General features: G+C 72.5%; 18 protein-coding genes. 10 read left to right on the top strand and 8 right to left on the bottom strand.

Annotated elements, in window-relative coordinates; all coding sequences use genetic code 11:
- Positions 1–95 precede the first annotated feature (95 nt).
- Both DRB96_RS36840 and DRB96_RS45420 read right to left on the bottom strand, forming a co-directional pair.
- Positions 96–1,544 (bottom strand): NADH-quinone oxidoreductase subunit NuoF family protein, encoded by a 1,449-nt coding sequence (locus DRB96_RS36840; protein ID WP_239516550.1) that lies wholly within the window; start codon positions 1,542–1,544, stop codon positions 96–98.
- Positions 1,541–2,659, bottom strand: a complete 1,119-nt coding sequence (locus tag DRB96_RS45420; protein ID WP_239516549.1) for a hypothetical protein — start codon at positions 2,657–2,659, stop codon at positions 1,541–1,543. The genes DRB96_RS36840 and DRB96_RS45420 overlap by 4 nt, the downstream gene beginning before the upstream one ends.
- A 379-nt stretch (positions 2,660–3,038) precedes the next feature.
- Here DRB96_RS45420 and DRB96_RS36830 point away from each other — a divergent pair, with 379 nt between their 5' ends.
- Complete coding sequence (locus DRB96_RS36830) at positions 3,039–4,322, top strand: helix-turn-helix domain-containing protein (protein WP_112452324.1); 1,284 nt, start codon at positions 3,039–3,041, stop codon at positions 4,320–4,322.
- Between the two features lie 132 nt (positions 4,323–4,454).
- Here the strand turns inward: DRB96_RS36830 and DRB96_RS36825 are convergent, their stop codons facing one another.
- Both DRB96_RS36825 and DRB96_RS36815 read right to left on the bottom strand, forming a co-directional pair.
- Positions 4,455–5,846 carry a DUF1996 domain-containing protein gene (locus DRB96_RS36825; protein ID WP_112452323.1) on the bottom strand — a complete coding sequence of 464 codons (1,392 nt, stop codon included), beginning with the start codon at positions 5,844–5,846 and terminating at the stop codon, positions 4,455–4,457.
- A gap of 537 nt (positions 5,847–6,383) precedes the next feature.
- Positions 6,384–7,025 carry a DNA-3-methyladenine glycosylase gene (locus tag DRB96_RS36815; RefSeq protein WP_112452321.1) on the bottom strand — a complete coding sequence of 214 codons (642 nt, stop codon included), beginning with the start codon at positions 7,023–7,025 and terminating at the stop codon, positions 6,384–6,386.
- Positions 7,026–7,170: 145 nt separating this feature from the next.
- On the opposite strand from DRB96_RS36815, the gene DRB96_RS36810 reads away from it, so the two are divergent.
- The 3 genes from DRB96_RS36810 to DRB96_RS36800 all read left to right on the top strand — a co-directional run bounded on the left by DRB96_RS36810 (position 7,171) and on the right by DRB96_RS36800 (position 9,215).
- A complete protein-coding gene (locus tag DRB96_RS36810; protein WP_112452320.1) occupies positions 7,171–7,953 on the top strand; it encodes a sporulation protein in 783 nt (260 codons plus the stop codon).
- Between the two features lie 63 nt (positions 7,954–8,016).
- The gene (locus tag DRB96_RS36805) at positions 8,017–8,550 is read left to right on the top strand and encodes a YbhB/YbcL family Raf kinase inhibitor-like protein (RefSeq protein ID WP_112452319.1); all 534 of its coding nucleotides are present in this window, start codon (positions 8,017–8,019) and stop codon (positions 8,548–8,550) included.
- Positions 8,551–8,711: 161 nt separating this feature from the next.
- The gene (locus tag DRB96_RS36800) at positions 8,712–9,215 is read left to right on the top strand and encodes an HNH endonuclease (RefSeq protein WP_112454196.1); all 504 of its coding nucleotides are present in this window, start codon (positions 8,712–8,714) and stop codon (positions 9,213–9,215) included.
- Positions 9,216–9,293: 78 nt separating this feature from the next.
- Here DRB96_RS36800 and DRB96_RS36795 read toward each other — a convergent pair whose 3' ends face one another.
- From DRB96_RS36795 to DRB96_RS36780, 4 genes are all read right to left on the bottom strand, one after another.
- Positions 9,294–10,064 carry a sulfite exporter TauE/SafE family protein gene (locus DRB96_RS36795; RefSeq protein WP_112454194.1) on the bottom strand — a complete coding sequence of 257 codons (771 nt, stop codon included), beginning with the start codon at positions 10,062–10,064 and terminating at the stop codon, positions 9,294–9,296.
- Between the two features lie 98 nt (positions 10,065–10,162).
- A complete protein-coding gene (locus tag DRB96_RS36790) occupies positions 10,163–11,140 on the bottom strand; it encodes an SPFH domain-containing protein (protein ID WP_112452318.1) in 978 nt (325 codons plus the stop codon).
- Between the two features lie 84 nt (positions 11,141–11,224).
- Positions 11,225–11,656 carry an NfeD family protein gene (locus DRB96_RS36785; RefSeq protein ID WP_112452317.1) on the bottom strand — a complete coding sequence of 144 codons (432 nt, stop codon included), beginning with the start codon at positions 11,654–11,656 and terminating at the stop codon, positions 11,225–11,227.
- Positions 11,657–11,714: 58 nt separating this feature from the next.
- Positions 11,715–12,509 carry an ABC transporter ATP-binding protein gene (locus DRB96_RS36780; RefSeq protein ID WP_112452316.1) on the bottom strand — a complete coding sequence of 265 codons (795 nt, stop codon included), beginning with the start codon at positions 12,507–12,509 and terminating at the stop codon, positions 11,715–11,717.
- A gap of 138 nt (positions 12,510–12,647) precedes the next feature.
- Here DRB96_RS36780 and DRB96_RS36775 point away from each other — a divergent pair, with 138 nt between their 5' ends.
- From DRB96_RS36775 to DRB96_RS36750, 6 genes are all read left to right on the top strand, one after another.
- On the top strand, positions 12,648–13,427 hold the full coding sequence (locus tag DRB96_RS36775; protein WP_112452315.1) for a hypothetical protein: 780 nt from the start codon (positions 12,648–12,650) through the stop codon (positions 13,425–13,427).
- A gap of 16 nt (positions 13,428–13,443) precedes the next feature.
- On the top strand, positions 13,444–15,111 hold the full coding sequence (locus tag DRB96_RS36770; protein WP_112454192.1) for a discoidin domain-containing protein: 1,668 nt from the start codon (positions 13,444–13,446) through the stop codon (positions 15,109–15,111).
- A gap of 63 nt (positions 15,112–15,174) precedes the next feature.
- Positions 15,175–16,545, top strand: coding sequence for a DUF1996 domain-containing protein (locus DRB96_RS36765; protein ID WP_112452314.1), 1,371 nt, complete (start codon positions 15,175–15,177; stop codon positions 16,543–16,545).
- Positions 16,521–17,075 (top strand): DUF305 domain-containing protein, encoded by a 555-nt coding sequence (locus tag DRB96_RS36760; protein WP_112452313.1) that lies wholly within the window; start codon positions 16,521–16,523, stop codon positions 17,073–17,075. Before DRB96_RS36765 ends, DRB96_RS36760 begins: the two co-directional genes overlap by 25 nt.
- A gap of 198 nt (positions 17,076–17,273) precedes the next feature.
- Complete coding sequence (locus DRB96_RS36755; RefSeq protein ID WP_204357909.1) at positions 17,274–18,641, top strand: GH1 family beta-glucosidase; 1,368 nt, start codon at positions 17,274–17,276, stop codon at positions 18,639–18,641.
- Positions 18,638–19,885, top strand: coding sequence for an MFS transporter (locus DRB96_RS36750; protein WP_112452311.1), 1,248 nt, complete (start codon positions 18,638–18,640; stop codon positions 19,883–19,885). Before DRB96_RS36755 ends, DRB96_RS36750 begins: the two co-directional genes overlap by 4 nt.
- The last annotated feature ends 226 nt before the right edge of the window (positions 19,886–20,111 follow it).

Genomic DNA, 20,111 nt, shown 5'->3' with positions numbered 1-20,111 from the left:
GGCCTTCCGAATTCGAAGCGCCGGGAATTTGTCAGATCACGCCAAAGGATGAACTCGGCCCCGCGGCAGCCGTTCACCGCCGGATCCCCGCCCCCTCATTCCTGAATGCGCAGGGCGAGCGCGGGACAACGGCGCACCGCTCTCAGCGCCTTGGGCCGCAGCGGCCCCGGCACCGGCATGACGCCCTGCGCCGGGTAACCGTCCTCGTCCAACCGGACGACGTCGGGCAGCAGGTCCACGCACAGCCCGTGGCCCTTGCACAACGTCCAGTCCACGACGAGCCGTTCGGGGCTCTCGTCGCTGGGCAGCGGCAGGGCTCCGAGCACACCGCGCCCGCAGCCGCTGCCCAGCGCGTGGTCGCGGAACTCCTCCGGGAAGACGGCGAGCGCGGAGGCCACGAACGAGGACGTGCCGTCCGGGTGGGAGCACGCGCCCCGGCCGCGCACCCCGCGCATCCTGGCCTGGACGGCGTCGAGTGCGGCCCCGCCCCCGCCGGCCACCAGCCGCTCCACGGCGTCGGCGAGCGAGGGGAGCCCCCGTACGCAGGGGCCGCACTGGCCCGCCGACTCCCGGGCCATCCACCGGGTGACCCGGGCCACCTCTCCCGCCGGGCAGGTGTCCTCGGGCAGCGGCAGCACGGCGCCCGCGCCGAGCACCGCGTCGTACGCGGCCAGGGACCCTCGGGACAGCAGGGCCTCGCGCGCCGCCGCGGGGTCCAGCCACCGGCCGTGGTAGCCGCCGACCAGCACGCCCTGTCCGGGCACCGTGCCGCACAGGTCCAGTACGTACGCCAGCGAAGTGCCGATCGGCACCTCGACGACGGTCGCGCCCGCGACCGTCAGGAGGGTCGTGCCGGGCTCGGTGGGCAGGCCCGCGGTGCGGTACTCCGGCGCGCCCAGTCGGGCGGCGACCGCGAGCTGCGCGTAGGTCTCGGCGTTGGACAGCAGGGTCGGCAGGCCGCCGAGTCCCCGCTCGCTGGTGCGGACCTTCTGGCCGGAGGGCAGGGCGGGCCCGCCTTCGAGCCCGTTGACCAGGGCGGTCCCCTCTCCGGTGACGAAGCGCTCGGGGAGCCGGACGACGCGCACGCGGCGGCCCGCCGGGCCCCGTTCGGCGACGGCCTCGACGACGGAGCGCTCCACGTCCGACCGCGTGACGCCGACCACCACGTCCTCGGCGCCGAGCGCGGCGGCGGCCAGCAGGGCCCCGTCGAGCACGAGGTGCGGTACGTACAGCAGCAGCGCGGCGTCCTTGAGACAACTCGGCTCCCCCTCCGAGCCGTTGACGACGACGGCGGTACGCCCGTCCTGCCCGCGGGCGTTGCGGGTGACGGCCCGGAGCTTGCGGGCGAAGGGGAAGCCCGCTCCCCCGCGCCCGCCGAGGGCTATGTCCTCGGCGAGTTCCACCAGTGCCTCGGCCGGATGGCGGGGTAGCGCGCCGTGCACGCCGAGGTGGCCTTCGCGGTCGAGCCGGGCGGCGGTGTCGAGTCCGGCCAGCAGCCGGGGCCGCCCCACACAGCCGAGCGCGGGATGCGCGACGCCGCTCACCGCCGGCCCCGCACACCGTCGAGCGGTTCGGCGGACCAGTCGGGCGGCAGCTGCGCGGACGGGTCCGGCGGCCAGTCGGCGGACCGGCCGGCGGGTGCCTGCGCGGCCGGTTCCGGACCCCGGGGTCCGGGCACCCCGGGGCCGGGCTGCCGGGCCAGGCGCGCGGTCAGCAGCTCCGCCGCCCATTCCGCGGGCCTGCGTACGAAGGGCAGCGGGTTCCTCGGCGGCGCCGCTCCCGGCGCCCTGGGCGCGAGGGGCGGCACGGAGGGCATCGGCGGCACCGAGGGCGGTCCGGCGGGCCCGGTGCGCGACTGCGTGCGCGGGTTCGCACGCGGATTCGCACGCGGTTTCGCGGCCGACTCCGTGCGGAGCCGGGCGCGCAGCCGCACCGCCAGCACCCCCGCGACGGCGACCAGGCACAGTGCGTAGGCGGCCGTCACCCAACCGCTGGCGGAGCGGCCGGATTTGAGCCCGTGCACGAGTGACGCCCCCCAGGCGGGGTACGCGCCCATGTGCAGGGCCCGCCACCACAGGGAGCGGCCCCGGGTGGCGAAGGCGCTGCGGACGGCGCCGGAGACGGCCACGGCGACGAAGAGGTAGCCCGCCAGGCTGCCGAGGCCGATGAGGAGCGGCTGCCGCCCGTCCGCGAAGGGCACGACCACGCCCACGGCGTCCACCCGGGAGCGGGCGACTTTGATCCAGACGTGGAGGACGAGGAAGCCGAGCCCGGCGACGGCGAGGCCGCGGTGCACCCCTTGGGCGACGAGGCGGTGCCCGGAGGCGAGCAGGGTGCGGTCCGTGGCCGCCAGGCCCCACAGGACGGCGCCGGTGAGGGAGACGAGCGAGAGGACGCCCGCCCCGTAGTCCAGGAAGTCCCACAGGCGGGTCAGGGCGCCGGCCCGGGCCGCCACGGACAGGGAGGCCAGGGCCGCGAGGGCCGCGGCGCCCAGGGCCAGGGGATGCGGTCCCCCGGCGGCGGACAGCAGAGGCGGGCGCCGCACGGCCCGCCGGCCGGCGGCGGCAGCGGGCGCCGCGCCGGCGTGCCGGCGGGTGCGGTCTCTCGCAGGCCGCGCCCGGTGCGAGCGGCGGGGCATGCGGGGTTGGGGCAAGGGCATGTGGTCTCCCATACGGCCGAGCCCGAGCACTTCCACCTCGCGCTCGGCGCCCGGGGGTAGACGTCGCAACCGCTCCTCGACGGGCGGGAGATGGGCGCCTGGCCCACCGGGCCGGCCGGGAGCGGGGCCGGAGGGCAGAAGCATCGTGGAGCTTCGCAAGCCCTCCACGGGATTTATCGAAACGTGATAATTTCTGGCCCTCGCACAGCCATCGCATCGAACATCCCCGGAAGATTCCCTTCCAGTGGTGCGGTTGCGACGGGGTTGACACCTGATCCGCCGCCGCACCTCCCCGACGGCGATCGAGCCGATGCCGCGGGACTGCAGGCTTGCCACCCTCCCACGGGGCAGGCCATACCCCGGCTTGAACGAGGTAACAATGTGCGAACTTCTGAACCGCATCTGGTCCCGCCCACGCGGCGAGTGGACCCGCGTCCTGCGCAAGGAACTGCCCACGCTGGCCGCGAAGATGGTGGAGGAGCTGTTGGAGACCGTCCCGGGATTCGCCGCGCTCGTCGAGGACGTCGACGACGAGGTGGTCAGACAGCAGATGGAGGCGGCGCTGCTCACCGCCCTTGGTTACCGCGAGGGCGCCGGGGAGGACCGGCCCGACGCCTGCGCGGACCCGGAACCCGTACCCGGCGCCGGGGTGGAAACCCGCAGCGGTGCCCGCATCCGCCCCAAGTCCGAGGCCGAGGCCGAGGCGGAAACCGAACACGCCCGACCGCATACCCATGCAGACACCCACGTACACGCCCACACCCGGCCCCACTCCCACGACCGCAACCCCGGGGCCTTCGGCGGCGGTGAGTTGCCCCCGCTGCAGGCCGTTCCCCTCCAGCGGTTCGGCTCGGTCCGCGAACGCGCCCGGCGCGAACTCTTCGCCGTGCTCACGGGCGAGACACCGCTGCGCGGACCGGCACTCGCCGAGCTGGCGAACGCGGCCGGCTGGCCCCTGCCCGTCGCCGTGCGGGCGGTGGTCCTGGCCTCACCCGGTGAGACCCAGCAGCTCGCGGCCCTCCTGGACGACTGCCTCGGCGGGATGGTCGCAGGCCAGCCCTGCCTCCTCGTGCCCGCCCCGGATCCGGAGGCCCGTACCGCCCTGGACTGCGCGCTGCGCGGCCGGCTCGCCGTCGTCGGCCACCCGGTGGCGCCCGGCGACACCGCCTCCTCACTGCGCTGGGCCCTGCGCCTGCTGTCGCTGACCCCGGCCCCGACCGCGACCCGGTCCGGCTCCGAGGTGCGGGCCCTCTTCGTCGACGACCACCTCTCGACCCTGCTGCTGCTCCAGGACGAGCCGCTGGCGCACGCGCTCGCCGCCCGCTGGCTGCGTCCGCTGGCGGATCTGACCCCGCGCCAGAGCGAACGCCTCGAAGTGACCCTGCTGGCCTGGCTGGAGGGCGGCGGGGCGCCCGAGGCGGCGAAGGCGCTGAGCGTGCACCCCCAGACGGTCCGCTACCGCATGCGCCAGCTGGAGAAGCTCTTCGGCCCCGGCCTGCGGGATCCGCGCACCCGCTTCGAGCTCGAACTGGCCCTGCGCAGCCGACGGTTGATGGCCCAGGTACGGCTCAGGCCGGTCCGCGGGATCCGCCGGGCACGCGGTGGCGCCGACCTCCGTCCGGCCCTGGGCGACGGTCGCGTCGCCCGCGTGAACGGCCTGTAGCCCCCGGGCGCGGCTTCCCGGCACGAACGAACGGCACGTACGAACAACACGGCGCACGGCACGTACGAACGACACGGCGCACGGCGGTGCCGGTCCGAAGGGGACTTCGGACCGGCACCGCCTTCACGCGCGTCAGCGGCAGGCGCGCCCGCCGTTGACGCAGCGCACCGCGTCGGCCATCAGCCGGTCCGACATGACGTTGATGAAGTCACCGTGGTCCGTCACCGGCTTGTGCAGCTGTTCGGGGAAGCTGTCCACCGCGAAGCGCGCGCCGGGCGCCACGGTGTAGACGATCCGCTGCACGAGCTGCGGGACCGCCTTGAAGCCCGCCGGGCAGGAGCCGTCGCGGCCCGCGAAGGCCACGTGGGTGCGGTGGTTGGCGCTGTCGGTGTTCTTCCCGTCCCAGCAGCTCTGGAAGTTGAACGTCCGGACCACGTCGCTCCCCTTGGGGCAGATCGGGTACTTGTCCTTCAGCTGACGGTTCTCGAAGCCGGTGCAGCTCCAGGAGGCGTTGGCGTTGGCCGGGCCGTTGGTGAGGGCCTTGGCGTCGCCGGTGATGATCCGCAGGAAGCGGGGCATGGCGGTGACCCGGGAGACGGGGCTGCCCTTGAACTCGATCGTGACCTTCTTCGGCCGCAGGATGGTCCCCACGTTGGCGTCCTGCCCGCCGCCGGGCGCGGCCGCGTCCTGCTCGGCCTTGCCGTCGCGCAGCCGCAGTACGGGCCAGTAGTAGGTGGACTGGTCGCCGTTGGTGCAGGTGGTCTTGGCGGCGGCCAGGCTGTTGTTGGTGGAGAAGGCGTCCGTGGTCTTGTTGCCGACGTAGTCGTGCATGTGGTGGGCTCCGTTGCTCACCCCGGGGGCGACGATGACGTTGTCGGGGTTGAGGTGGCGCTCGTCGTTGCGGCCGCACTCCACGGCGAAGGAGCCCTTGGACGCGCCCTGCTTGACCGCGGGCTTGCGCACGTTCGGCTTCACCGAGCCGATGGGGACGAAGTCCGAGCGCGCCGGTCCGCCCTTCGCCGCGGCTTCCGAGCTGCCGCCTCCGCCGCTGCGGGCGAGGTCTCCGTCGGCGGCCGACGCCTCCTGCATCGTGCAGGCGCTCAGCTCCTCCAGGCCGTCGGGGCGGGCGGCGTCCCGCCCGATCGCGTCGGAGACCTTGGTGATCGTCTTGCCCCGCTGGTCCTTCAGCTCCCCGAGCAGTGCGTCCGCCGGCGCCCGGCCGGTGGCCAGTCGTCCGTAGGCGTCGGCGATCTGGGTGTCGAGTCCGGCGAGTTCCCGGTCGACCTCGGGCCGCGCCTGGTCGGGCACTTCGCGCAGCCGCTCCCCCACGTCGGGGCAGTCGATGGTGGCCGTGACGGGTGCCCGGCGCGCGTCCTGGCCGGCGGACGCGCCCTGGGCGGCGATCACGACCGCGCCGCCGCCGAGGACCAGGGCGGACACGAGGGCCAGTGCTTTGTGCGCGGGCTTGAGCCGGCGTTTGTGACCTGCCCCTCCCTGGGGCCCCTTGCTGTCCTTGACACTCATGCGATCACTTCACTTCCTCGGTCGGGAATGGCTGGACGAGCTGGAATGGGTGGAGGAGGCGGCGGGGCCGGTGGCACCGGGGAAGCCGGTGGAGCGGCGCGCGGCCGGCAGAACCGCGACCTCACAGGTCTTTTTCAAAGGAACCTCATCCACCGAAATGGACGGGGTATCAACTTTTTGGCGTTGATTTTTGGCACGCTGTTGAGTTCTCAAGGAACGGACGCTTCCTTTGTTCCTGTTTCCAGGCCCTCCGGGCGCTTCCTTCGTTTCCAACTCTACCAGATCATTTCCGTGTCGTTTCCGACTCTCGGATTTGAATTCGGTGACCGTTGGGGGTCTGTGCCTTTCGGCGCTCCACCACATTAGCGCTTATCCCTTGCGGCTCATAATCGGCCGCTTGGAATCGAATTCGGACATGCCGAATAAGACCCCGCCAGGGGTAAGTCGTAGGTAGTGGGTTGGTCGCTCTGGGGGTCTGCTGATGGCAGTGCCCCGTTCAAGCGGCTCGGGCCACGTTAGGCGCCCGCCGACGCCGAGTCAAGTCGGGCGGCGGCGCGGCGCGTGGGCCCGGTACGGGCTCACGGTCGGGTCGTGGGTGATCCAGTAGCGGTAGAGGTGGGCCGCGCCGGCGCCGCCCACTCCGGTGCGGGGGCCGTTGCTCACCTGGTCGGGCGCGGTCCGCGTGCCCGCGAGCAGGGAGAGGGGTGCATCCGGGCCCGCGCAGAGGTCGACGCCGTCGAGGGAGCGGTCGACATCGAGGGCGGTGGCCAGACGGGCCGGACCTTTGGCCAGTTCCCGGTCACTTCTGGCTGAAATCCGCCGTTTACGGGCCAGCTCGGCGCCCAGCGTCACCTCCCCCGCGCGGATCAGGACCCCGCTCGCGTGGCCGGGCGGGCCGCACACCAAGTTGAGGCTGAACCACATGCCGTAGATGAAGTAGACGTACGCGTGTCCGGGTGGACCGAACATCGACGCGTTGCGCGCCGTCCGGCCGCGGTGGGCGTGGGAGCCCGGGTCCGTCTCCCCCTCGTACGCCTCCACCTCCGTGATGCGCAGTTCCAGCGGGCCTTCCGGGGTGCGGCGGACCAGGGTGCGGCCCAGGAGGTCCGGGGCCACGGTGAGGACCGGGCGGTCGAAGAAGGTCCTGGGCAGGGGCGTACGGTCGGGGCGCGCGCTCATCCGGTCGAGCGTAGTGGACTGGGCGCGGCTGCAACCGGGGCCTAAGGTTCCGCGTTTGTAGGGGTAGTCCTGCGCGTGGTCGCACACGTCTGCGAGCAGGTCTTCCAGCACGTCTTCACAGCACGTCTTCAAGGGGAGTCAGAGCATGGGGTTCAGGAAGCTGTTCGCGAGCCTGGGTGCAGGCGGTGCGTCGGTCGACACCGTCATCACCGAGCCGAACGTCGTGCCGGGCGGGATCGTCCAGGGCGAGGTGCGGATCCAGGGCGGGTCCGTGGAGCAGCAGATCGAGGGGCTGTCCGTCGGGCTCCAGGCGCGGGTGGAGGTGGAGGGCGGCGACCAGGAGTACAAGCAGGACGTGGTCTTCACCAAGCAGCGCCTCGGCGGTGCGTTCCAGGTGCAGCCGGGCGCCCTGCACGTGGTGCCCTTCGGGCTGGAGATCCCGTGGGAGACGCCGATCACCCACTTCGGCGGCCGCCACCTGCACGGGATGAACATCGGGGTCAGCACGGAGCTGGAGATCGCGCGCGCGGTGGACGCCGGCGACCTCGACGCGATCAACGTGCACCCGGTGCCGGCGCAGCAGGCGATCCTCGACGCCTTCGCGCAGCTGGGCTTCTCCTTCCGCAGTGCGGACATGGAGCGCGGGCACATCCGCGGGACGCGGCAGACGCTGCCCTTCTACCAGGAGATCGAGTTCGTCCCGCCGTCCCAGTACCGGGGGCTGAACCAGGTCGAGCTGACCTTCGTCTCCGACGGCCGCGAGATGGACGTCATCCTGGAGATGGACAAGAAGCCGGGCCTGTTCAGCGAGGGCAGCGACACCTACCGCTGCTTCCAGGTGGGGCTGCAGTCGTACCAGGAGACGGACTGGGCGGCGTACCTGAACCAGTGGATCGCCTCGGTGGGTTCGCAGCGCAACTGGCTCTGAGCGGATCTAGGCTCGGGCCTGGACACGGGTAGGCGAAGACGCGATTCAGCAGGAGGTTCAGCAGTGGCCGAGCAGAGCAGGGCGCCGCTCCCCCACGATTTCCATCCCCCGGTGCACGAGTTCGCCGTGAGCAGCGCGGACCTGGAGCCCGGGGCCGATCTGGGCGACGCCCAGGTGCTGTCGGGCGGGAACGTCTCGCCCGAGCTGCGGTGGGAGGGCTTCCCCGAGGGGACGCGGAGCTTCGCCGTGACGTGCTTCGACCCGGACGCCCCGACGGGCAGCGGGTTCTGGCACTGGGTGCTCTTCGATCTCCCGGTCTCGGTCACCGGACTGCCGGCCGGGGCGGGCAGCGGGAAGTTCGAGGGGCTGCCGGCCGGGGCGGTGCACGTGCGCAACGACTACGGCACCAAGGACTTCGGCGGGGCGGCGCCTCCCGCCGGGGAGCGGCACCGGTACGTGTTCACCGTCTACGCGGTGGATACGGAGAAGCTGGGGCCCGGCGCCGACGCGTCGGCGGCCGCCATCGGATTCAATCTGCGCTTCCACACGCTGGGGCGGGCGCAGCTGATCGGTGAGTACGAGGCTCCCGCGGGCTGATCCTCGCGCCTTTCGTTCTCCGAGCGTTTGCCCGGTCCTGGTCTAAAGACGGCCAGGACCGGGCATTTTTATTGCGTTGTCCCGCGTGGCGCGCGCGGCCAGAGTGGTTGCGGGCCCTGCCGCCGGGGTGGTCGCGGGCCTGCACACGGGAGGTGGGCGAGATGCGGGACACGCTGGTGCTGAACGCGAGCTTCGAGCCGCTGTCGACGGTGACCCTGAACCGGGCTGTCGTCCTGGTGCTCCAGGACAAGGCCGTGGTCGAACAGTCGCATCCCGAGCTCCGTGTGCGCGCGGCCACGATGGATCTTCCGATGCCGCGGGTGATCAGACTCTGCAGGTACGTCCGGGTGCCCTTCCGAAGACATGCTCCCTGGTCACGGAGGGGGGTGTTGATCCGGGACCAGCACCGGTGCGCGTACTGCGGGAAGCGCGCGACGACCGTGGACCACGTGCTGCCACGGGCGCAGGGCGGCGGGGACACGTGGCTGAACACGGTGGCCTCCTGCTCCGAGGACAACCACCGCAAGGCGGCCCGGACTCCGGAGGAAGCCGGGATGCCCCTGCTGCGCAAGCCCTTCGTGCCCTCTCCGGCGGACGCCATGCTGCTCGCGCTGGGGGTGGGCGGGCGGGACGTGTTGCCGGAGTGGCTGGAGCGTTCCGCTTAGGCCGCGCGTGATCGCGTAGGGCCGGTTCGTCCTGTCGGCTGGACGCTCGCGCTGGGCGGCGTACGTTTTCTACGTCGCTCAGCGGAGCAGCAGTTGGACGATCGCGATGATCCCGACGGTCACGATGACCCCGCGCAGGACGGTGGGCGGGAGGCGGCGGCCGACCTTGGCCCCGATCTGGCCGCCGATGGTGGAGCCGACGGCGATGAGCAGGACCGCCGTCCAGTCGAACTCGGCGACGAAGAGGAAGAAGACGGCCGCGATGCCGTTCACCATCGCGGCGACGACGTTCTTCACCGCGTTGATCCGCTGGATGTCGTCGCGGAGCAGCAGGCCCATGAGGCCGAGGTAGAGCACGCCCTGGGCGGCGCCGAAGTAGCCTCCGTACGCGCTGGAGAGCAGCATCCCCGTGAGCAGGGCCGGTCCGCCGTCCGGGTGGCCCGGGTCGCCGCCCGCCGCTTCCTGGCGCCTGCGCAGGATCGCGGCGAGGCGGGGCTGGAGGACGACGAGGACGAGGGCCAGTCCGATGAGGACGGGCACGATCGTGTCGAAGGAGTCCGACGGCAGGGTCAGGAGCAGGACGGCGCCCGCGAGTCCGCCGACGAGCGAGACGGCGCCGAGCCGCAGGACGCGGGCGCGCTGGCCGCGCAGCTCCTTGCGGTAGCCGAAGGCTCCGCTGAGCGAACCGGGCACGAGGCCCAGGGTGTTGGACACGTTGGCGGTGACCGGCGGCAGACCGGTGGCCAGCAGCACCGGGAAGGTGATCAGGGTGCCGGAGCCGACGATGGTGTTGATCGCTCCGGCGCCGACGCCCGCGGCGAGGACCGCGAGCGCTTCCCAGAGGGACATCGAGAAGGAGGGCAAGGCCGTCCCCTTTGCGTGGGTGAGTCGCCTCCCCGCCATGAAGGTCGAGGGGCCTCACTGATCATGCAGCAGGAGCGGGCCGTTCAGTCGATGGGGGGCTGCTCGCGGCGCTCCGCGGCGGCCTTGTCGGCCGCCGGGCCGGCGTCCTTGCCGGAACCGCCCGGGTTGAAGCCCGAACCCGGGCCCATCGGACCGAAGTTGCCCATGGCGCCGGAGAGGCCCTTGAGGGCGTCGCCGATCTCGCTCGGGACGATCCAGAGCTTGTTGGCGTCGCCCTCGGCGAGCTTCGGGAGCATCTGGAGGTACTGGTAGGCGAGCAGCTTCTGGTCGGCGTCGCCGGCGTGGATGGACTCGAAGACCGTACGGATGGCCTGCGCCTCGCCCTCGGCGCGCAGGGCGGCGGCCTTGGCGTCACCCTCGGCGCGCAGGATCGAGGACTGCTTCTCGCCCTCGGCGCGCAGGATTTCGGACTGGCGGACACCTTCGGCCTGGAGGATCGCGGCGCGCTTGTCGCGGTCGGCGCGCATCTGCTTCTCCATCGAGTCCTGGATGGAAGTCGGCGGCTCGATGGCCTTGAGCTCGACGCGGTTGACGCGGATGCCCCACTTGCCGGTGGCCTCGTCGAGGACTCCGCGCAGGGCCGCGTTGATCTCCTCGCGGGAGGTCAGGGTCCGCTCGAGGTCCATGCCGCCGATGATGTTGCGGAGCGTGGTGACGGTGAGCTGCTCGATGGCCTGGATGTAGCTGGCCACTTCGTACGTCGCGGCGCGGGCGTCGGTCACCTGGTAGTAGATGACCGTGTCGATGTTGACGACCAGGTTGTCCTGGGTGATCACCGGCTGCGGCGGGAACGGGACGACCTGCTCGCGGAGGTCGATCCGGTTGCGGATCGAGTCGATGAACGGGACGACGATGTTGAGGCCCGCGTTGAGGGTCCGGGTGTAGCGGCCGAACCTCTCGACGATGGCGGCGCTGGCCTGCGGGATCACCTGGATCGTCTTGACCAGTGCGATGAAGACCAGAACCACCAGAATGATCAGGACGATGATGATCGGTTGCATGCGGTTCCCCGTGCCCTTCCGGCTGTCTGTGCTGCCCCGTTCAGCGGAGTCTCGCAGACCCCGGGGCCGCGAGTCCTCTGCTTGTCACATGACGACCGCGGTCGCTCCGTCGATCTCCACCACGTCGACGGACTCGCCCGGTTCGAAACTGCTGTCCGCGTCGAGGGCGCGGGCCGACCAGATTTCGCCGGCGAGCTTGATCCGCCCGCCGCCGCTGCCGTCGACCCGTTCCAGGACGACGGCGCTGCGGCCCCTCAACGCGTCGATGCCGCTGCGGTGCTGGGGTTTCTGGTTGCGGTGCCGGTTGGCGATCGGCCGGACGACCGCGAGGAGCGCGATCGAGACGATCACGAAGACCAGGACCTGGGCGACCACTCCCCCGCCGAGGGCCGCCGTGATCGCGGCGGCCACCGCTCCCGCGGCGAACATGCCGAACTCGGGCATCGCCGTCAGGACCAGGGGGATGCCCAGTCCGACCGCCCCGATGAGCCACCACACCCACGCGTCGATGTCCACATGGTCATGGTAGGTCGGGTGGGTGCGGTCCGGACAGGGTGCGGAAGCCTCGGGCCGCTCAGCGCAGGGGCAGGCCCTGGGCGCCCCAACGGTCGTTCTCGTTGCGCTCGACGACGAGCGGCAGCCCGAAGCAGAGGGAGAGGTTGCGGGAGGTCAGCTCCAGGTCGATGGGACCGGCGGCGACGACCTTGCCCTGACGGATCATCATGACGTGGGTGAACCCGGGCGCGATCTCCTCGACGTGGTGCGTGACCATGATCATGGAGGGTGCCAGCGGGTCGCGGGCGAGCCGTCCGAGGCGGCGTACGAGGTCTTCGCGGCCGCCGAGGTCCAGACCGGCGGCCGGCTCGTCGAGGAGCAGCAGTTCGGGGTCGGTCATCAGGGCGCGGGCGATCAGGGTGCGCTTGCGCTCGCCCTCGGAGAGGGTGCCGAACTTCCGGTCGAGGTAGTCCGTCATGCCGAGGCGGTCGAGGAAGGCGCGGGCGCGCTGCTCGTCGATGTCCTCGTACTCCTCCTGCCAGGTGGCCGTCATGCCGTACGCGGCGGTGAGGACGGTCTGCAGGACGGTCTGGCGCTTGGGGAGCTTGTCGGCCATCGCGATGCCGGCGATGCCGATGCGGGGGCGCAGCTCGAAGACGTCCACCTTGCCGAGGGTGCTGCCGAGGATGGTGGCGGTGCCCTTGGTGGGGAAGAGGTAGCTGGAGGCGACGTTGAGCAGGGTGGTCTTCCCGGCGCCGTTGGGGCCGAGGATCACCCAGCGCTCCCCCTCCTTGACCGACCAGGAGACCTGGTCCACCAGAGCCCGGCCCTCGCGGACCACGGATACGTCCACCAGCTCCAGAACATCGCTCATGAGCGTGTTGTCTCCCCTTGCAGTCTCGGTGCGTGTGTGCGCCACCGGTCGGCGCAGCCCCAAGGGGAAAACCTACGCCACTCGGGGAGGGGTGCGGGCGCCAGCCCGGGTCGGAGGGCGGATCCGTAAAGTGGGGGGATGCTTTTCGAACCACGTTCAGGGCGGCTCGCCGCCTGGGGGAACGCTCTGCTGGCCGGTCTCGTCTCGCCCGACGAGGCCGTGTTGTCGATCGTGGGCGAGGACGCCGTGCACCGCGTGGAGGGGCTGCCGGGGGAATCCGGACCGGTCGGGCTCACGCTCGCGCTGGGCCGGCTGCGCGCCCTGGGGGTGAGCGGTCTGCGGATCGCGCTGCCCGCGCCGGGGCATCCGCTGGGACTGAGCGGGCCGCCGGAGTTCAACGCGCGGGCGCTGGACGCCGAGGAAGCGGTCGTGGCGGTGGGCGCGGCGGTGGGGCTGGTGCCCGAGGTCCACGAGGCCGGACCCGCCGGGGACGTCCACGTCTCGGTGACCTGGCACTGCCTGCCGGTACGGGAGGCACCGCCGGCGGACGTGCCGTCGCTCGGCGAGGCGGAACGGGAGCTGGCGGAGGCGCTGCGCGAGGCGGCGGTGGTACTGACCCGGCTGGACGTGGCGGGGTCCGGGCCGGTGGCGGAGGCGGCGCTGTCCGCGTACCGGGCGCGGACGGAGGCCGGGCGGGACGCGCTGGCGCCGGGGTATCCGGCGCGGGCGGTACGGGTGCTGGCGCTGGCGCAGCGGGTGGACCTGATGGTGTCGCTGGCGAACGAGCGGGGGCACGGGGCGGCGGTGGCCGCGTCGGAGATGGCGGCGCGGGCGGAGGCTTTGCGGCCGGTGGAACGGGTTGCCCGGCGGGCGCTGGTGGCGGCGTACAACTCGGCGGTGGAGGAACGTCTCCGCTAGTCTCGTGGTCTCGGAGATGAGGATAAGAGACGGCCTCCCCGCCTCTCCCGCCCGCGCCGCCGAAACCCTGCTGTCGCAGGGCAAGTCCGTCACCGTGTCGGGCAGCGAGCCCGGCCACAGCCCCGGCAGCGCCGTCGACGGGAACGCCGGCACCCGCTGGTCCAGCGCCTTCGCGGACCCCCAGTGGATCCAGGTCGACCTGGGTGCCACCGCGGTGATCAGCCGGGTCTCCCTCAACTGGGAGGCCGCGTACGGGAAGGCGTTCCAGATCCAGGTCTCGGACGACGCGGCCCACTGGACCACCGTCTACGGGACGACCGCCGGCCCCGGCGGCATCCAGCACCTGACCGTCTCCGGGACCGGCCGCCACGTGCGGATGTACGGAACCCAGCGGGCCACCGGATACGGCTACTCCCTCTGGGAGTTCCAGGTGTTCGGCACCCCCGGCGGCGGGGACGGTGGCGGGGACGTGCTCCTGTCGTACGGCAAGGCGGGCGCGGCCTCCTCCTCGCAGGCCGACGGGAACTGCTGGGAGTGCACCCCGGCCAGGGCCTTCGACCGTGATCCGGCGTCCCGTTGGGCGACGAGCCCCGCCACGGGCTGGACGGATCCGGGCTGGATATCCGTCGACCTCGGGGCGCCCGCGCAGATCCGCAAGGTCGTCCTCCAGTGGGATCCGGCCTACGCCAAGTCCTTCCAGATCCAGGTCTCCCCGGACGGGAACGCCTGGACGCCGGTGTACTCCACGACGGCGGGCACCGGCTTCAAGCAGACCCTGGCCGTCTCCGGCACGGGCCGGTACGTGCGGATGTACGGCACCGAGCGGGCCACCCCGTACGGCTACTCCCTGTGGGAGTTCCAGGTCCACGGCACCGGAGGCGCGCCCGTGACTCCCCCGCCGCTCCCGCCGGACCCCGCGAACCCGCCGCGGCTGGTGTGGAGCGACGAGTTCGACGGTCCCGTGGCGGGCAAGCCCGACGCCGCCAAGTGGAGGGCCGACCCGGGCACCGGGCAGAACGGCGAGCTGGAGTACTACACCGACCACCAGAACGCCGCGACGGACGGGGCCGGCCACCTCGTCATGGAGGCGCGGAAGGAGGCCACGCCCGGCAAGGGCTGCCCGCCCGATCCGCTGACCGGCAGCACCACCTGCCAGTACACCTCGGCCCGGATGAACACCGGGGCGACGTTCCAGTTCACCTACGGGCGCGTCGAGGCCCGGATCAAGGTGCCCAAGGGCAACGGGCTGTGGCCCGCGTTCTGGATGATGGGGGGCGACTTCCTGACCGGCCGGCCGTGGCCGTACAACGGCGAGATCGACATCATGGAGGTCCTCGGCAAGGACGTGAAGACCTCGTACTCCACCGTCCACGCGCCCGCCTACAACGGCGGAGGCGGGATCGGCGGCCCGTACAGGCTGCCCCAGGACGCCGACTTCTCCGACGACTTCCACGTCTGGGCCGCCGACTGGAACAGCAAGGGGATCGTCTACAGCCTCGACGGGCGGACCGTCTTCACCCTCGACAAGGAGCAGGTGGAGCGCACCCGCGGCCCCTGGGTCTTCGACCACCCGTCGTACATGATCCTCAACCTCGCGGTCGGCGGTGACTGGCCCGGCCCGACCGACGCCACCACGCCGTTCCCCGCGCGGATGCTCGTCGACTACGTGCGCGTCTACCAGTGAGCCACCGGGGCTGTCCGGCCCCGGGCAGCCCCTTCCCCCTCCACCGGCAGGCAAGGACCTTCGATGCGAAAACCCCGCTTCCCCCTCCATGCCCTCCTCGCGGGCGCGCTGGCCACCGTGCTGGCCGCGAGCCTCGGCGCCACGGTGACCAGCGCACCCGCGCGGGCCGCCGACACCGTCCTCGTCCAGGCAGAGGCGTACGCGGCGCAGTCCGGCGTACAGCTCGAGGCGACGGGCGACACGGGCGGCGGCCAGAACGCCGCCTACCTCGCCAACGGCGACTGGATGCGCTTCGACAACGTCGACCTGGGTGCCTCCGGCCCCCTGACGGTCTCGGCCCGGGTGGCCTCCGCGGTCGGCGGTCCCGGCGCCGTCGAGCTGCGCACCGGGTCCCCGGCGGGCCCGCTGCTCGCACAGTTCGAGATGGCCGCCACCGGCGGCTGGCAGAGCTGGGTCACGCGGACCGCCGATGCCGCCGCCCATCCCGCCGGTTCCCAGACGGTGTTCGCGGTGCTGCGCAGCAGCGGGGCCGGGGACTTCGTGAACGTCAACTGGTTCTCGTTCGCGGCCGGTTCCTCGCCCGGCTGGGTGAAGATCGACCAGGCGAAGTGGGACACCCAGCTGGCCGGGTTCCGGGCGATGGTTCCGGCGCCGGTACCGGCGAACTCCGTCCGGGTCCCCGAGTTCAACGCCACCTGCGTCTACAGCCATTCCAAGCCCGACGACCCGATCGTGGCCCCCGGCCTGCCGGGCGCGTCCCACATGCACAGCTTCTTCGGCAACCGCAGCACGGACGCGTTCACCACGGCCGAGTCCCTGGCTTCGCACACCGCGACGAGCTGCACCCCCGCCAAGGACCTCTCCAGCTACTGGATCCCGACCCTGTACGAGCACGGCAGTGCCGTCGAACCCGAGGGCATGATCGTGTACTACGGGTCCCGGCTGCCCGACCCCACGGCGACGGTGCCCTTCCCCCAGGGGTTCCGGATGATCGCCGGCAGCGCCAAGTCGCAGGTTCCCACTCCGGCCGGCTCGGTCAACCAGTTCTACTGCGCGGGCGAGGGCGGCGAGAGCGGCCGCAGCTCGGACGGCAACTGGCCGGTGTGCGCGCCGAACGCCAAGCTCGTGTACCAGCTGGTCTTCCCCGACTGCTGGGACGGCAAGCACCTCGACAGCCCCGACCACACGTCGCACGTGTCCTTCACGACCGTCGGCGGCAAGTGCTCCGGCGCCTATCCCGTGGCCATCCCCTCCGTCTCCTTCGTGATCGGCTATCCGACGGGCGGCGGCCCTGACGGCCTCTCGCTGTCCTCGGGCATGGCCTCGTCCATCCACGGCGACTTCTTCAACGCCTGGGACGACGCGGCCCTGGGGCAGCGCGTGAAGGACTGCGTCGTACAGAGCGCCAAGTGCAACTCCGCCGGTACGTTCTGACCCGGCGGCCCGTGTGGGCCCTGCTCGCGGCGCTCCTGGCCACCGGCTGCACCGCGCAGCCGGTGGCGGGGCCGCCGCGGGCGGCGGCCTTCAACGCCACCGACATCGCCTGGATCCAGTTGATGATCCCGATGGACGAGCGGGCCCGGCTGCTGACCGGCCTGGCGCCCTCGCGGGCCGGGGATCCGGCCGTGGTCCGGTTCGCCGCGGCGGCGGCGGACCGGCAGGCGGGCGAACTGGCCGGCCTGCGCGGGCTCCTGGCCCTGTCCGCGGCGCCGGACACCCGCCCGCACGAGGGGCACGACATGCCGGGCATGGTCAGCTCGGACACCGTGCGCAGGGCGGGGGCGCTGTCCGGGCCGGAGTTCGACAGCCTCTTCACCGCCTCCCTGCGCGCACACCTGCGGCAGTCCGTGCTGCTCTGCGCGGCCGAACGCGCCTCCGGCGGCGACGGCCGCGCGCGGGAGCTCGCCGCCGCGATGGAGCGGGCCGGCTCCGAGCAGCTGGCCCTGCTCGACGCCGCGGGCTGACCCGGGCGGCGGCCGGACTTCGCGGCCGGGCGGCGGCCGCACTTCGCGATCGGACGCGCCCCGCAAAAGTTGAGGATTGTTCACTTTCCATTGACAGGGCGGGTCCGGGAACCCGAAAGTGCCGTGAGCAGCACGCCCGACAGCGCTTCCCCGTACCCGTGTTGGGGATCCGCACCGCCCCGACCGAAGCGAGTCCGCATGACAGCGCCCGTACCCCCGTTCCCGGCCGGTTTCCTCTGGGGGGTCTCCGCCTCCGCCTTCCAGATCGAGGGCTCGCCCACGGCCGACGGCCGAGGCCCCTCCTCCTGGGACGCCTTCACCAGGGAGCCGGGGCACGTCAAGGACGGCTCCCACGCGGAGGTCGCCACCGACCACTACCGCCGCTACCGGGAGGACGTGGCCCTGATGGGCGGGCTCGGCGTGGACGCGTACCGGTTCTCGGTGTCCTGGTCCCGGGTCCTGCCCGACGGCCGCGGGCCCGTCAACCGGGCGGGGCTGGACTTCTACGACCGGCTCGTCGACGAGCTGTGCGCCGCGGGGATCGCCCCGGTGCCCACCCTGTTCCACTGGGACACCCCGCTCGCGCTGGAGGAGCGCGGGGGCTGGCTGGAGCGCGACACCGCCGAGCGGTTCGCGGCGTACGCCTCGGTGGTCGCGGAGCGCCTCGCCGACCGCGTGCCCATGTGGATCACCATCAACGAGCCCGCGGAGGTCACCCTCCTCGGCTACGGCCTCGGCGAGCACGCCCCCGGCAAGCAGCTCGTCTTCGACGCCCTGCCCGCCGCCCACCACCAGTTGCTGGCCCACGGGCTGGGCGTGCAGGCCCTGCGCGCGGCGGGCGCCCGGCGGATCGGGATCGCCGCCTCGCACAGCCCCGTCTGGGCGGCCTCCGGGAGCGAAGAGGACCGCGCCGCCGCCGAGTTGTACGACACGCTCACCAACCGGCTCTTCGCCGACCCGATCCTGACCGGCGCCTACCCGGAGGGACTGGACTCGCTCCTGCCCGGCCCGGTGGCGGAGGACCTCAAGACGATCTCGGCCCCTCTGGACTGGTACGGGGTCAACTACTACAACCCGATGCTCGTCGGCGCCCCGACCCCGGCCGGCGCCTCCGTCTTCGGCGGGATCGAGATCCCCTCCGGACTCCCCTTCGGCATCCGGCAGATCGAGGGGTACGAGCGCACCGACTTCGACTGGCCGGTGGTCCCGGACGGGCTGCGCGAGCTGCTCGCCACCCTGCGCGAGCGCTACGGCGACCGGCTCCCGCCGCTGTACATCACGGAGAACGGCTGCTCGTACGGCGACGGGCCGGACCCGGGCACGGGCCGGATCGAGGACGCGCGGCGGATCGCCTACCACGAGGGCCACGTGCGCGCCCTGCACCGGGCGATGGCCGAAGGGGCCGACGTCCGCGGCTACTTCATCTGGTCGATCCTCGACAACTTCGAGTGGGCGGAGGGCTACCGGCAGCGGTTCGGCCTCGTCCACGTCGACTACGAGACGCTGGCGCGCACGCCCAAGGAGTCGTACGCCTGGTACCGCGACCTGATCAGGAGCGGCAGATGACCGCCGGGGCGAAGGCCGCGCCGGACGCGCAGGCCCCGGCCTCCCCCGGCGGCCGGTGGGTCGGCGCGCTGTCCCTCGCCAACCTCGGCGTCTGGGTGGGCTGGTTCGGCCCGCTGCAACTGCTCCTGGCACGCCAGGCCGAGCACCTCGCCCCCGACCACAAGGCCTCCACGCTCGCCCTGGTGACGGGGCTGGGAGCGGCGGTCTCGATGGTCGCCAACCCCGTCTTCGGCGCGCTGTCCGACCGGACGACGGCGCGCGCGGGCCGGCGCATCCCCTGGGTGGTGACCGGGGTGGCGGGCGGGGCCGCCGGCCTGGTGGTCCTCGCCGCGGCGCAGAGCGTCGCGGTGGTGATCGCGGGCTGGTGCCTGGTCCAGCTCGCCCTGAACGCGGCCTTCGCGGCGCTCACCGCGGCCGTCCCCGACCAGGTGCCGGTCCGGCGGCGCGGCCTGGTCGGGGGCTGGCTCGGCGTCTCCCAGGTGGTCGGCATCCTCATCGGCACGGCGCTGGCCACGGTCGCGGGCGGGATCGCGGGCGGCTACCTGGCCTGCGCGGTCTTCTCGGTGGTGGCGGCCGTGCCGTACGTCCTGATGCGGCGGGACTCGGTGCTCGCCCCCGCCGACCGGCCGCCCTTCCGGTGGCGGGGCTTCCTCGCCGGCTTCTGGATCGACCCGCGCCGCCATCCCGACTTCGGCTGGGCCTGGCTCACCCGGTTCCTGATGAACCTGTCGTACTCCATCAGCACGATGTACCTGCTCTACTACCTGACCGACGCGGTGCGCTACCAGGGCGACGCGGACACCGGCGTGCTGGTCCTCACCGCGCTCAACGCGCTCACCCTGCTCGCCACGGTGGTGATCAGCGGCATCCGGTCGGACCGCAGCGGCCGCCGCAAGTCCTACGTCATCCGGTCGGGCCTGGTCATCGCCGCGGCCACCCTGCTGCTCGCCGTCTGGCAGACCTGGACCGGCGCGGTCGTCGCCTCGCTCGTCCTCGGCCTCGGTTTCGGCGTGTACACGGCGGTGGACTTCGCCCTGCTCACGGACGTGCTGCCGACCGAGGAGGACCGGGGGCGGGACCTGGGCGTCATCAACATCGCCAACGCGCTGCCGCAGGTGCTGGCCCCGGTGATCGCGGCCCCGGTGGTCACCCACCTCGGCGGGTACACGGCGCTGTACGCGCTGGCGGGCGCCCTGGCGGTCGCGGGATCGGTGCTGGTCCGCCGGATCCGCTCGGTTCCGTAGACCGTCCCGGCCGGCGGCTCCCCCACACGCTCGTGAGAACCGGCACATTCCTCACCCTTTTAGTCCGATTTGGACCAAACTTGTGTGGTTCGGATTCCTCAGCGACAGGGAGAGACATGCGACGCGCCCACGGCCGTACGGCCACCACGCGGATCGCCCTGATATCGGCGGGCACCGCCGCCGTGCTCGGCCTCGGCGGCCTGTCCGCCGGTACCGCGGCCGCCGC

This window comes from Streptomyces sp. ICC1 (assembly GCF_003287935.1).
Taxonomy (GTDB): Bacteria; Actinomycetota; Actinomycetes; order Streptomycetales; family Streptomycetaceae; genus Streptomyces; species Streptomyces tritrimontium.
This window is presented reverse-complemented; position numbering and strand designations above follow the sequence as displayed.